The organism is Kitasatospora sp. NPDC089913 (assembly GCF_044748625.1).
GTDB lineage: Bacteria > Actinomycetota > Actinomycetes > Streptomycetales > Streptomycetaceae > Kitasatospora.
Window position 1 is genome coordinate 75,238 of sequence record NZ_JBIVGI010000006.1, and the last position, 12,534, is coordinate 87,771.

A 12,534-nucleotide genomic window follows, 5' to 3' on the forward strand; every position below is an offset into this window, starting at 1 on the left:
ACTGGCGGGGCCGGCGGCGAGGGCGCCACGCCACCGGAGGGGCCGCGAGGGCCGAGTGTCATGCGCCGACTGATCAGGATGTGAGTCGGGACGCGCGAGTGTGTCCCGACTCACATCCCGTTCGTGGGGGAGGAGCCCGGGAGCCTGAGGGCCGGTCACCCAGGTCGGCACGCACAACGCCAGAGGGCCTATCGGATTTCTCCGATAGGCCCTCTGGACTGGGTCGGGGTGGCGGGATTTGAACCCACGGCCTCTTCGTCCCGAACGAAGCGCGCTACCAAGCTGCGCCACACCCCGGTCTTTCTGTTTGTCGCTCCGTCTCCTTCGCGACGAGTAGAACTCTACCGGACGCTCGCCGAGAGACGAAATCCGGTTTCTCGGCGAGCGGGGCGGGTGGGTCAGCGGGGGGTGGGGGTGAGGGTGAGGAGGGTGGCTTCCGGGGGGCAGGCGAAGCGGACGGGGGTGTAGCGGTTGGTGCCGCAGCCGGCCGAGACGTGGAGGTAGGAGCGGCGGCCGCCGGCCTGGTGGGTGGAGAGGCCCTTGACCCGCTTGGCGTCGAGGTCGCAGTTGGTGACCAGGGCGCCGTAGAAGGGGACGCAGAGCTGGCCGCCGTGGGTGTGGCCGGCCAGGATCAGGGGGTAGCGGTCGGCGGTGAAGGCGTCGAGGACCCGCAGGTACGGGGCGTGCACGACGGCGAGGGAGAGGTCGGCGTCGGAGGAGGGGCCGCCGGCGACCTCGCTGTAGCGGTCGCGCCGGATGTGGGGGTCGTCCAGGCCGGTGAACTCCAGGTCGAGGCCGGCGACGGTGAGGCGGCCGCGGGTGTTGGTGAGGTCGAGCCAGCCGGCGGCGTCGAAGGAGTCGCGCAGCTTCTCCCAGGGGTTGTGGACGGCGCCGGTGATCCCGCGGCGGGCGGTGCCGTCGGCGTTGTTCATGCCGTGGCTGCCGGTGCGCATCGCCTGGAGGTAGCGGGCGGGGTTCTTGCGGGCGGGGCCGTAGTAGTCGTTGGACCCGAAGACGTAGACGCCGGGGAAGTCCATCAGCGGGCCGAGCGCGTCCAGGGTGGCGGGGACGCCCTCCGGGTCGGAGAGGTTGTCGCCGGTGTTGACCACCAGGTCGGGCCGCAGGCCCGCGAGGCTCTGCAGCCAGCGCTGCTTCCTGCCCTGCCCGCTCACCATGTGGATGTCGGAGACCTGCAGTACCCGGACGGGCCGGGCGCCTCGGGGGAGGACCGGGACCTCGACCCGGCGGAGGCGGAAGGAACGGACCTCGTACCCAACGGAGTAGGCGAGGCAGGCGGCGCCGGTGGCGGCGATTCCGAGGGGAACGGAGTACAGCGGTCGCATCGGTCCATGCTCTCAGACGGCGGATCAGCAGGTGAACTGTCGGGGTGCGCCCGGGGACACGTCAGGTCGTCCCCCCGGGGCGTTCGCGGCGGGCGCGCAGGGCGCGGACCTTGTGGCGGTTGCCGCAGCGTTCCATCGAGCACCAGCGGCGCCGGCCGGGACGTGAGGTGTCGACGAAGAGCAGTTGGCAGTCGTCGGCGCCGCATTCGCGGATCCGGTCCGCGTGCGGGCCGGTGAGCAGGGCGATGGCGTCGCGGGCGAGGGTGGAGGCGAGCTGGTCGCCGTCGCCGGGCAGGGGCGGCGCCGCGGTGCCGTCGGGGGCGATCTGCGGGGCGAGCGGCGGTCGGGCCGCGGCCCGGTTGAGCACCGCGTGGTCGGCGGGACCGGCGGGCGCGGGGCCGCCGCTCGCGCGGGCCGCGGCGAGGCGCCAGAGGGCGTCCCGCAGGGTGCGGACGGCGGCCAGTTGGCCGTCGCTGATCCGGACGCTGCCGGGCGACAGGCCGAGCCGGGACTGTCCGAGCCACTCGAGCAGGTCGGACGGCCGGTGCAGGATCTCGTACCGGGCGTAGCGGCCCGGGCCGCCGGTGGGCAGGAGCTCCAGGCAGAGCGTGCCGGGGTCGAAGTGGAAGCGCGTTCCGCCGGGGTAGTGCAGGACCAGGCCGGGGCTTCGCTCGTCCGTCATGTAACCAGTTTAAGAGGTTATTCCGGGGCGGGGAAGACACGAGGGGAGCGGGGGCGGGAGACGGCTGACGGGTGGGGGCGGATTAATGCTGGGCGTCGGAACGTGGCAGGTGGGAGACTCGGGGCCATGACGACGCTCAAGGAGCAGCTGCACCAGGACCTGACGGCTGCCATCAGGGACCGGGACGAGCTGCGCTCGTCCACCATCCGGCTCACGCTGTCGGCCGTCACCAGCGAGGAGGTGGCGGGGAAGACGAAGCGCGAGCTCTCCGACGCCGAGGTGCTCAAGGTGATCGGCCGGGAGGCGAAGAAGCGCCGGGAGGCCGCGGAGGCGTTCGACAGCGCCGGCCGGGCCGAGCAGGCCGCGCGTGAGGTGGCCGAGGGCGAGGTGCTGGCCGGGTACCTGCCGAAGCAGCTGTCCGACGAGGAGCTGACGGCCATCGTGGCCGCGGCCGTCGCCGAGAGCGGCGCGGTCGGTCCGCAGGGCATGGGCGCCGTGATGAAGCTGGTGCGGCCGAAGGTCGACGGCCTGGCCGAGGGCGGCCGGGTGGCCGCCGCGGTGAAGTCCGCCCTCGCCGGCTGATCGGTCCGCGGAGCGGATCCGGGTCGAGCGGCAGCGGGGGAGCGGCAGGCCCGGCCGCACGTGCCCGGCCGCACGCGGCCGGACGCAGGGCCGGGAAGCACGCACGCCGAGGACAGGAAACAGGGGCGCCCCCCGAGCGAGATGCTCGGGGGGCGCCCCTCGTCCGTCCTGCCGGAGGCCCTGCGGGCCGTCCGCTCAGTGGTGGCCGCGCCCGTTCCCGCCGCCGTCGTTCCCGCCGATGACCCCCGGCGGGAAGGTGAACCCGCCGCCGATCAGGCCGCCCGCGTTGGTGCCGGGGTTCGGGTTGGCCGCCGGCGGCGGCGGGTTGCCGCCCGCGTTCGGGTCGCCGCCCGGAGCGGGCGAGGCCGGGGGGGTCGCGCCCGGGGTGGCGTTCGGGTCCGGCTTGGGGGCCGGGTCCGGGATGTCGATGGTCTGGAAGGTCTCCTTCGGGGAGCCCTTGAGCGCGCCGTCCATGGCCATCTTCCAGATCGGACCGGGGCCGGTGGCACCGAAGACGCCGTCGGCACCGTAGTAGGTGTCGCCGATCTTCATGTTCTTCATCTCGACGCCGCCGGTGGGCCCGCCGATCCAGACCGCGGTGGCGAGCTGCGGGGTGTAGCCGCTGAACCAGGCGGCCTTCTTCTTGTCGGTGGTACCGGTCTTGCCGGCGATCTGGCGGCCGTCCTCCAGACCGAGGGTGGCGCCGGTGCCCTTCTCGGTCACGTTGAGCAGGACGGTGTTCAGCGCGTCGGCGGTCTGCTCGGAGAAGGCCTGGGTGCAGGTGGTCTGCGGGACCTTGACCTCCTTGCCGTCGACCGTGCTGATCTTGTTGATCGCGATCGGCGTGCAGTGCTTGCCGCGCGCGGCGAAGGTCGCGTAGACGTTCGCCATGGTCAGCGGCGACATCTCCTTGGTGCCCAGGGTGATCGAGGGCACGACGTCCAGCTTGGCGCCGGAGGCGGTGGTGGTGATGTTGAGCTTGTCGAGCATCTGCTTGACGGGGCAGAGCCCCATGTCCTGCTCCATCTGGACGAAGTAGGTGTTGACCGAGAGGGCCATCGCCTGCTTCAGCTCGTAGGGGCCGACCTCGCTCTTGCTCTCGTTCGGGACGTAGCGCTCGTTGCCCTTGTAGGTGTTCTTCCAGGTGCCTTCGCAGGTCTTCATCGTCGGCCACTCGATGCGGTTCTCGGACGGGTACGGCTTGGTGGGCGCCATACCGTTCTCGAGCGCGGCCGCGGCGATGATCGGCTTGAAGGTCGAGCCGGGCTGGAAGCCGTTGCCGCCGCCCATCGCCGCGTCGACGTTGAGGTTGACGACGGTCTGGTTCTTCGACGGCTCCAGGCCGTACGGGCGGGTCTGGGCCATCGCCAGGATCTTGCCGGTGCCCGGCTCCATCATGGTCGCGGCGGCCGACACCGGGTCGGTGACCTTGACCTTGCCGGTGACGGCGGCCTGGGCGGCGGCCTGCTTGTCCGGGTCGAGCGTGGTGTAGATGTTCAGACCGCCCTGGTCCCAGAACTTCTTCCGCTCGGCGGCGTTCTTGCCGAAGGCCGGGTCCTGCTTGACCACGTGCCGGACGTAGTCGCAGAAGAAGCCCATGCCCGCCTGGGCGGTGATGCAGCCGTTCTGCGGGTCCTTGTACTTCAGACCCAGCGGGGCGGCCTTGGCCTCCTTGGCCTGCTCCGGGGTGACGTGCTTGTTCTCGACCATCTTGTCGATCACGACGTTGCGCCGCTTCACCGCGTTGTCGGGGAAGCGCACCGGGTCGTACTGCGAGGGGTTCTGCACCAGGCCGGCCAGGGTGGCGGCCTCGGCGACGGTGAGGTCCTTGTTGGACTTGCTGAAGTACCGCTGCGAGGCGGCCTCGATCCCGTACGCCTGGTGACCGTAGAAGGTGATGTTGAGGTAGTTGGTGAGGATCTGGTCCTTGGTCAGATCCTCCTCCAGCTTGATCGCGACCTTCAGCTCCTGGATCTTGCGGCCCAGGGTCTTGCGCTGGGCCTCCAGGACGGCGGCCTGGTCGTCGCCGGCCTTCTCGACGTTGACGTTCTTCACGTACTGCTGGGTCAGCGTCGAGGCGCCCTGGGACGCGGTGCCGCTCTCCGCGTTCTTGCTGATCGCGCGGAGCACGCCCTTGAGGTCGACGGCGCCGTGGTCGTAGAAGCGGGCGTCCTCGATGTCGACCTGCGCCTGCCGCATGTACGGGGACATCTGGTCGGCGGTGAGGACGGTGCGGTCGCGCTCGTAGACCTTGGCGATCAGGCCGCCCTTGGCGTCGAAGATCTGGGTCGCCTGGGTGAGCGGCGGCGTCTTGAAGTCGTCCGGGATGTTGGAGAAGCCCTCCGCCGTGTTCTTGGCGGTCAGGCCGAGCGCGCCGACGGCGGGCAGGGCCATGCCCGCCAGCAGTACTCCGGACAGCACGCTGACCCCCAGGAACTTCACTCCGTGTCCCGCGTAGTCGAGCGGTGACCCGCGGCGCTTGCCGCGCGGAGCTCCGGTGTTGCCTGGGGGCTGGGGTGCCTGGGGGCGCTTCGGTGCCATGGGGAGAACCCTACGTTGCCGAATGCCGCACACCGGGGCAGGTGTTCGCCTAGGCTTGTCACAAGCTTGCGACAGCTTCGCTGCGTCAGCATCGATCACTCTTGTGAGTGATGAGAATTGCCCGAATTGCCTGCCTTTGGCGCATTTTTGAGGCAGCTGTTGGTGGCTGCACACCTGTGTCCGGTAGCACTGTGTGACGGCCCGCGTGGCGAGAGTACTGAACGCGATCCTGGCAATGCTTGCGACCTGCGATCACTCCAACGAGTGAGCTGATCGCCACCCATAGTCCAATCGGGTCATTCGAGATTGAGCCCGAAGGGGCTGTTGCAAGCTGTCGTTCTTCCGTAACGTCCTCAACTGGCAACGGTGAATATGCCGTTGCCGCCGTGGGGGAGCCTCGATTCGGGAGAGGACGGCGCCGGCATGGGCTGGGTAGACGACTGGAGTGCGCAGGCCGCCTGCCGCACGAGTGATCCGGACGAACTGTTCGTCCAGGGGGCGGCGCAGAATCGCGCCAAGGCGGTGTGCAGCGGGTGCCCGGTGCGCACGGAGTGCCTGGCGGACGCGCTGGACAACCGGGTGGAGTTCGGGGTCTGGGGCGGGATGACCGAACGCGAGCGGCGAGCGCTGCTGCGTCGGCGGCCGACCGTGATCTCGTGGCGGCGGTTGCTGGAGACGGCCCGCACCGAGTACGAGACTTCGCTGGCCACCGGCGTGATACTGACGGACTACGCCCAGGCGGGCTGAGCCACCGCCGCACGGGCTTCGGCCGTGCGGAGCGGAGTCGGCGCGCACCACCCGGGTCGGGGGGCTCGGGTCCGGAGGTCCGGGTCGACGGCCCGGACCGCGCCGGTGGGTCCGGCCGGACGGGTCCGGTCCGCCGAGCCACCGGGTGTCAGTCCGCGGACCCGCCGAGCCGTTCGCCGATCGTCCGCAGTCCCTCCAGGTCGTGGACGTCCCCGGGAAGCGCGGCGACCTCGATGATCGGCACGTCGGGGTACACCGAGACGAAGCGGTCACGGGTCCGCCGCTCGCGCACCATCACCTGCATCCGTTCGGCGTGCAGCCGCAGCAGTCCGGCCGCCAGCAGCTCGGCGTCCGGCGAGACCTGCTCGGAACCGTTCTCCTCCAGCGCCTCGGCCGCGGCCAGCGCCCGCTCGGCGGTGAGCTGCGGGGCGCCGGTCCCGTGCACCCGGTTGAGCACCAGCCCGGCCAGCGGCATCCGGTCGGCGGCCAGCCGGTCCACGAAGTACGCCGCCTCGCGCAGCGCGTCCCGCTCCGGGGCGGCCACCACCAGGAACGCCGTGCCCGGCGCCTGGAGCAGCTGGTACGTGCGGTCCGCCCGCTCCCGGAAGCCGCCGAACATCGAGTCCGTCGCGCTGACGAAGGTCTGGACGTCGGTCAGCAGCTGGGCGCCGAAGATCTTCCCGAGGGTGCCGGTGATCAGGCCCATCCCGACGTTCAGGAACTTCATCGCGGACCGCCCGCCGACCTTGGCCGGGGCGGTCAGGATCCGGATCACCTTGCCGTCGAGGAACGAGCCGAGCCGGTTCGGCGCGTCCAGGAAGTCCAGCGCGGACCGGGACGGCGGGGTGTCGACGACGATCAGGTCCCACTCCTCGGCCGCCCGCAGCTGGCCGAGCTTCTCCATCGCCATGTACTCCTGGGTGCCCGCGAAGCCGGCCGACAGGGACTGGTAGAAGGGGTTCTCCATGATCGCGCGGGCCCGCTCGGGGTCGGCGTGGGCCAGCACGACCTCGTCGAAGGTCCGCTTCATGTCGAGCATCATGGCCTGGAGCTCGCCGTCGCCGGTCACGCCCTTGACGACCCGGGGGGTGTTGTCGAGCTCGGTCAGACCCATCGACTGCGCCAGCCGCCGGGCCGGATCGATGGTCAGGACGACGACCTTGCGGCCGCGCTCGGCGGCCCGCAGACCGATCGCCGCCGCGGTGGTGGTCTTTCCTACGCCGCCGGAGCCGCAGCAGACGATGATCCGGGTCTTCGGGTTGTCGATCAGCTCGTCCACGGCGAGCCGGCTGCCGCCGACGCCCGCTCCGCCCTGTCCGGTGGTGCCCTGTCCGTCGGTGCCGGTCCGCCCGCTCACGCTGCCCCCTGACGCTTCAGTTCGCCCGCCAGCCGGTAGAGCGTGCCGAGGTCCACACCCTCGCCCAGCAGTGGAAGTTCGTAGGTCGGGAGCTTCAGGTGCTGCAGGTCGGCGCGCCGGGCGCGCTCCAGTTCCACCCGCTCGGCGTGCTCCCTGGCCTGTGCCAGCAGTGGATCGAGCAGCGGTTCGACCGCCGCCCGGACGGTGTCCGGCTTGCGCGAGCGGCCGCCGAGACCCGCCTCGCCGAGCGCCAGCGCGACCTCCTCGCGGTGGTCGCCGTCGACCGCGGCCACCGCGGCCGCGTCCAGCAGCGGCGGCCGGACCATGTTGACCAGCACCCCGCCCACCGGCAGACCGGCCTCGCGCAGCTCGGCGATGCCGTCCACGGTCTCCTGGACCGGCATCTCCTCCAGCAGGGTGACCAGGTGCACGGCGGTCTCCGGTGACTTCAGCACCCGCATCACGGCCTGCGCCTGGCTGTGGATCGGCCCTATCCGGGCCAGCCCGGCCACCTCGGAGTTGACGTTCAGGAACCGGGTGATCCGGCCGGTCGGCGGCGCGTCCATCACCACCGCGTCGTAGGTCCGCCGTCCGTCCGGGCCCTTGCGGCGGGCCGCCTCGCAGGCCTTGCCGGTCAGCAGCACGTCCCGGACGCCGGGGGCGATGGTGGTCGCGAAGTCGACGAACCCGACCTTCTGCAGTGCCTTCCCGGCCCGGCCGAGCTTGTAGAACATGTCGAGGTACTCGAGCAGAGCCTGCTCGGTGTCGATGGCGAGCGCGTGCAGCTCCCCGCTCACCGGGCCGCCCGGCGATCCGCTCGCGCCGCCGGACGATCCCTTCGCCGCGCCGCTCGCCGGCAGGCCCAGCTGGGCCGGGGTGACCGTGGCGATCCGGCGCTCCTCGTAGGGGAGTGCCGCTATGCCGAACAGTTCGGCGATGCCCTGCCGGCCCTCCACCTCGATCAGCAGGGTCCGGCGTCCCTCCGCCGCGAGCGCCAGTGCCAGCGCCGCGGCCACGGTGGTCTTCCCGGTCCCGCCCTTGCCGCTGACCACGTGCAGCCGTACGCCCTCCCAGTCGGGATCGCGCCGGGCCGCCTGGCCGGGGGTGCGTGCCACGCTCCGTCTCCGTCCGTCTCCGAGGGCCGGCACCACGCAGGTGCCCTCCCGCGAGGGTAACCAGGGACCGCACCGGATGCCGGGACTACCCGGGGCGCCGGACTCGAATCATGCCCGCTTTGTGGGCCACCTCACACGCACGAGCGCGCCCGGACGCGGACCGGGGCCGATCGCCGGGACGGAACGTCTAGAGTCTGGCCATGACCAAGTGGGAATACATGACGGCACCTCTGCTGGTGCACGCCACCAAGCAGATCCTGGACAACTTCGGCCACGACGGCTGGGAGCTCGTCCAGGTCGTACCGGGTCCGAACCCGGAGCAGCTGGTGGCCTACTTCAAGCGGGAGAAGCAGGCATGAGCAAGGTCGAGGAGAAGCTGGCCGAACTGGGCCTGACCCTGCCGCCGGTGGCCGCCCCGGTCGCCGCCTACGTGCCCGCGCTGCGTACCGGTGACTTCGTCTTCACCTCGGGCCAGCTGCCGATGGTGGCGGGCAAGCTCCCGAGCACCGGCAAGGTCGGTGCCGAGGTCACCCCGGAGGAGGCCAAGGAGCTCGCGCAGATCTGCGCGCTGAACGCCCTGGCCGCCGTCAAGTCGGTGATCGGTGACCTCGACCTGGTCGAGCAGGTCGTCAAGGTCGTCGGCTTCGTCGCCTCCGCCCCCGACTTCACCGGTCAGCCGGGCGTGATCAACGGCACGAGCGAGCTGCTCGGCAAGGTGCTCGGCGACGCGGGCGTGCACGCCCGCAGCGCGGTGGGCGTCACCGTGCTGCCGCTGGACGCCCCGGTCGAGGTCGAGATCCAGGTCCGGGTCCGCGCCGGAGCCTGACCGACCGCACCCGCGACCGGACGACTCTCGGCGCGCTCGACGCCCTCGAGTGCGCCGGACACCCTCGACGCGCCGGACACCCCCGACGCGACGGACACCCTCGACGCCCCGCCCGCCCCGGCCCGTACGGAGTCCGGGGCGGACGTGCGTCCGGGGTGGACGGCCCTCGGGACGGGCGAGCGCCCGGGCGAGCGCGGGCCCGCGGAGGGACGGTCCGTCGGAGACGGTCCGCACGAACGGATCACCCCTGTCCAAGCCCGCCCCCGGGCGCTTAGCATCCGGGCATGGACCAGCGAGCAACGACGCTCCCGATGCCCCCCGGCTGGCCCGCCCGGATCAGGGCGGCGGACGCCGGGGAGCTGACCCCGCCCGTGCCCAGGCAGTCCGCCACCGTGGTGCTGCTCCGGGACACCGGGACGGACGCCGGCCCGGAGGCGTACCTGCTACGACGGCGGACGTCGATGGCGTTCGCGGCCGGGATGTACGCCTACCCGGGCGGCGGGGTCGACCGGCGGGACGCGGAGGCCGAGCTCGGCTGGGCCGGTCCCGGCCCGCAGGAGTGGGCCGAACGGCTCGGCGTGGACGCCCGGACCGCGCAGGCCGTGGTCTGCGCCGCCGTCCGCGAGACCTTCGAGGAGGCCGGCGTCCTGCTGGCAGGTCCGGATGCCGACAGCGTCGCCGAGCCCCGGGACTGGACCGCCGAGCGCGCCGCCCTGGAGGCCCACGAGCTCTCCTTCGCCGACTTACTGCGCGACCACGGGCTGCTGCTCCGCAGCGACCTGCTGGGCGGCTGGGCCCGGTGGATCACCCCGGCCTTCGAGGAGCGCCGGTACGACACCTGGTTCTTCGTCGCCGCCCTGCCGGCCGGGCAGCGTGCCGCCCTCGAGGTCGGCGAGGCGGACCGGGTCGCCTGGCTCACCCCGGCCGAGGCCGTCCGGGGCTACGAGGAGGGCCGGTTCGGGATGCTGCCGCCGACCGTCACCGTGCTGCGCGAGCTGACGCCGGTGCGCAGTGCCGCCGAGGCGCTGGGGGCGGCGGCGGACCGCTCGCTGGAGCCGGTGCTCGGCCGGGCCGAGGTGCGGGGGGAGCGGCTGACCGTCCGCTGGCCGGGGTACGACGAGCTGACGATCGACGGTACGTTCCCCGAGGAACGCGTCGGCTGACCGCGCCCCACCGACCCACCGCTTCGCCCGTCCCCGCCACCGCTTCCTGCCCCACCGCTTCCCGATCCGCCCCGATCCGCCCCCGCACCGCTCCCGAGTGACCCGTACGAGAAAGGACCGACCCGATGACCCACAACGACGTGGCTCGCCGGACGGCGCCCGAGATGCCCGCCCGCCGCCTGAACCCGCGCCGCCCGGCCTGTGAGAGCGACTCGGTCAGCTTCACCGAGATGGCCCAGCGCGCCCTCACCCGGGCACTGCCGCTCCGGGCGCTGCACCGCGACACCGGGGACCGCCGGTGAGCGGACTCCTGCCGGGTGACCCCGCCGCCGGGATCGGCGGCGAGGCCACTCCCCGTGCGCTCTGCGTGCTGGCGCCGAACCCGTCCCCGATGACCCTGGACGGCACCAACACCTGGCTGCTGTCCGAGCCGGACTCGGACCTCGCGGTGGTGATCGACCCGGGCCCGCTGCACGAGGGCCACCTGCGCCGGGTGATCGAGACCGCCGAGCAGCGGGGCAAGAGGGTGGCGCTCACCCTGCTCACCCACGGGCACGCCGACCACTCCGAGGGGGCGGCCCGGTTCGCCGAACTGACCGGCAGCGAGGTCCGAGCGCTGGACCCGGCGCACCGGCTCGGTCCGGAGGGACTCACGGACGGCCAGCGCCTGGACGTCGGGGGCCTCGACCTGCGGGTGATCGGTACCCCCGGCCACACCTCGGACTCGCTCACCTTCCACCTGCCCGCCGACGGTGCGATCCTCACCGGCGACACCGTCCTCGGGCGGGGCACCACGATGGTCGCCCACCCGGACGGCAGGCTCGGCGACTACCTGGACTCGCTGCGGCACCTGCACGGCATGGCGGCCGAGCACGGCGTCCGGACGGTGCTGCCGGGGCACGGGCCGGTGCTCGCGGACGCGCTCGGCGCGGTGGACTACTACCTGGCCCACCGGGCCGGCCGGCTGGCCCAGGTCGAGACCGCGGTCGAGGCCGGCTGCCGGACGTCGGCCGAGGTGGTGGCGCGGGTCTACGCGGACGTGGACCGCGCGCTGTGGCCGGCGGCCGAGCTGTCCGTGCTCGCGCAGCTCCAGTACCTCAGGGACCACGGACTCATCCCGGACTGACCGGGCGCCGGGCGCCGCCCGCCGCACCGTCCGCTGCGGCGGACCCACCGGACCGGCCGGACCCACCGGAGCCGGGAAGGACCCGCCGGACCGGCGAAGGGCCCGTACGCCGGAGCGTACGGGCCCTTCGCGCGGGTTCGGGGATCGCGGACTACCGCGAGCGGCGGGAGAGCCGCTCGACGTCCATCAGCACGACCGCACGGGCCTCCAGCTTCAGCCAGCCGCGGCCGGCGAAGTCGGCGAGCGCCTTGTTGACCGTCTCGCGGGAGGCGCCGACCAGCTGGGCCAGCTCCTCCTGGGTGAGGTCGTGGGCGACGTGGATGCCCTCGTCGGACTGCACGCCGAAGCGGCGGGAGAGGTCCAGCAGAGCCTTGGCGACGCGCCCGGGCACGTCGGAGAAGACCAGGTCGGACATCACGTCGTTGGTCCGGCGCAGGCGGCGGGCGATGGCGCGCAGCAGTGCGATCGAGACCTCGGGGCGCGCGTGCAGCCAGGGCTGGAGGTCGCCGTGGCCGAGGCCCAGCAGCTTGACCTCGGTCAGCGCGCTCGCGGTGGCGGTGCGCGGGCCCGGGTCGAACAGCGACAGCTCGCCGATCATCTCGCTGGGGCCGAGGACGGCGAGCATGTTCTCGCGGCCGTCCGGCGAGGCCCGGTGCAGCTTGACCTTGCCCTCGGCGACGACGTACAGCCGGTCGCCGGGGTCGCCCTCGTGGAACAGCGACTCGCCGCGGGCGAGCGTCACCTCGGTCATGGAAGCGCGCAGCTCGCCGGCCTGTTCGTCGTCGAGTGCCGCGAAGAGTGCGGCGCGCCGCAGAACGTCGTCCACGTGCTTCCTCCTTCTCGGCCGGCCGGCCGTCAAGCCCTCCGGCACAAGTTCGTACAGTGCTCTGCATCACCAAGCATGGCGCATGTCGCTCCGATCATATGAGGAGGGGGTGTGCCGAGGTGTGCTGCGCGGGGCCATTCGTACCGTCGGAACCGCCCCGGCCCCCGGCCCCGGGCGGCTCGGGGAGCCGCGCCGGACCGGCTCGGGAGCCGTCCGACGGCTACCG

The 12,534-nt window shown here is 72.5% G+C and carries 13 protein-coding genes and 1 tRNA gene; 7 read left to right on the top strand and 7 right to left on the bottom strand.

From position 1 onward, the window contains the following. Positions 1–223: 223 nt before the first annotated feature. The 3 genes from ACIPYS_RS11945 to ACIPYS_RS11955 form a co-directional block, all read right to left on the bottom strand. Positions 224–297 (bottom strand) — tRNA-Pro (locus ACIPYS_RS11945). 101 nt (positions 298–398) lie between these two features. Continuing rightward, positions 399–1,343 carry a metallophosphoesterase gene (locus ACIPYS_RS11950; protein WP_093860991.1) on the bottom strand — a complete coding sequence of 315 codons (945 nt, stop codon included), beginning with the start codon at positions 1,341–1,343 and terminating at the stop codon, positions 399–401. 61 nt (positions 1,344–1,404) lie between these two features. Further along, positions 1,405–2,025: an ABATE domain-containing protein gene (locus ACIPYS_RS11955; protein ID WP_093860990.1), complete on the bottom strand. Its 621-nt coding sequence runs from the start codon at positions 2,023–2,025 to the stop codon at positions 1,405–1,407. 126 nt (positions 2,026–2,151) lie between these two features. Between ACIPYS_RS11955 and ACIPYS_RS11960 the strand changes: the two genes are divergently transcribed. Continuing rightward, the gene (locus ACIPYS_RS11960) at positions 2,152–2,607 is read left to right on the top strand and encodes a GatB/YqeY domain-containing protein (protein WP_093860989.1); all 456 of its coding nucleotides are present in this window, start codon (positions 2,152–2,154) and stop codon (positions 2,605–2,607) included. Between the two features lie 195 nt (positions 2,608–2,802). Here the strand turns inward: ACIPYS_RS11960 and ACIPYS_RS11965 are convergent, their stop codons facing one another. Further along, positions 2,803–5,148: a transglycosylase domain-containing protein gene (locus ACIPYS_RS11965; RefSeq protein ID WP_093860988.1), complete on the bottom strand. Its 2,346-nt coding sequence runs from the start codon at positions 5,146–5,148 to the stop codon at positions 2,803–2,805. A 423-nt stretch (positions 5,149–5,571) separates the two neighbouring features. Here ACIPYS_RS11965 and ACIPYS_RS11970 point away from each other — a divergent pair, with 423 nt between their 5' ends. After that, a complete protein-coding gene (locus ACIPYS_RS11970) occupies positions 5,572–5,895 on the top strand; it encodes a WhiB family transcriptional regulator (protein ID WP_037779213.1) in 324 nt (107 codons plus the stop codon). A 148-nt stretch (positions 5,896–6,043) separates the two neighbouring features. Here the strand turns inward: ACIPYS_RS11970 and ACIPYS_RS11975 are convergent, their stop codons facing one another. After that, entirely contained in the window at positions 6,044–7,174 is a 1,131-nt protein-coding gene (locus ACIPYS_RS11975; protein ID WP_231978791.1) for an ArsA family ATPase, read from the bottom strand. A 74-nt stretch (positions 7,175–7,248) separates the two neighbouring features. Next, a complete protein-coding gene (locus ACIPYS_RS11980) occupies positions 7,249–8,367 on the bottom strand; it encodes an ArsA-related P-loop ATPase (RefSeq protein ID WP_400745580.1) in 1,119 nt (372 codons plus the stop codon). Positions 8,368–8,567: 200 nt separating this feature from the next. Here ACIPYS_RS11980 and ACIPYS_RS11985 point away from each other — a divergent pair, with 200 nt between their 5' ends. From ACIPYS_RS11985 to ACIPYS_RS12005, 5 genes are all read left to right on the top strand, one after another. Beyond that, the gene (locus ACIPYS_RS11985; RefSeq protein ID WP_093860985.1) at positions 8,568–8,726 is read left to right on the top strand and encodes a DUF4177 domain-containing protein; all 159 of its coding nucleotides are present in this window, start codon (positions 8,568–8,570) and stop codon (positions 8,724–8,726) included. Then, positions 8,723–9,193 (top strand): RidA family protein, encoded by a 471-nt coding sequence (locus ACIPYS_RS11990; protein WP_030392643.1) that lies wholly within the window; start codon positions 8,723–8,725, stop codon positions 9,191–9,193. The genes ACIPYS_RS11985 and ACIPYS_RS11990 overlap by 4 nt, the downstream gene beginning before the upstream one ends. Before the next feature lie 284 nt (positions 9,194–9,477). Then, positions 9,478–10,356, top strand: a complete 879-nt coding sequence (locus tag ACIPYS_RS11995; RefSeq protein ID WP_400745582.1) for an NUDIX hydrolase — start codon at positions 9,478–9,480, stop codon at positions 10,354–10,356. A 125-nt stretch (positions 10,357–10,481) separates the two neighbouring features. Next, positions 10,482–10,658 carry a hypothetical protein gene (locus ACIPYS_RS12000; protein ID WP_159424929.1) on the top strand — a complete coding sequence of 59 codons (177 nt, stop codon included), beginning with the start codon at positions 10,482–10,484 and terminating at the stop codon, positions 10,656–10,658. Beyond that, entirely contained in the window at positions 10,655–11,482 is an 828-nt protein-coding gene (locus ACIPYS_RS12005; protein ID WP_400745584.1) for an MBL fold metallo-hydrolase, read from the top strand. The genes ACIPYS_RS12000 and ACIPYS_RS12005 overlap by 4 nt, the downstream gene beginning before the upstream one ends. A gap of 151 nt (positions 11,483–11,633) precedes the next feature. Here the strand turns inward: ACIPYS_RS12005 and ACIPYS_RS12010 are convergent, their stop codons facing one another. Continuing rightward, positions 11,634–12,308: a Crp/Fnr family transcriptional regulator gene (locus ACIPYS_RS12010; RefSeq protein ID WP_030392646.1), complete on the bottom strand. Its 675-nt coding sequence runs from the start codon at positions 12,306–12,308 to the stop codon at positions 11,634–11,636. Positions 12,309–12,534: the final 226 nt, after the last annotated feature.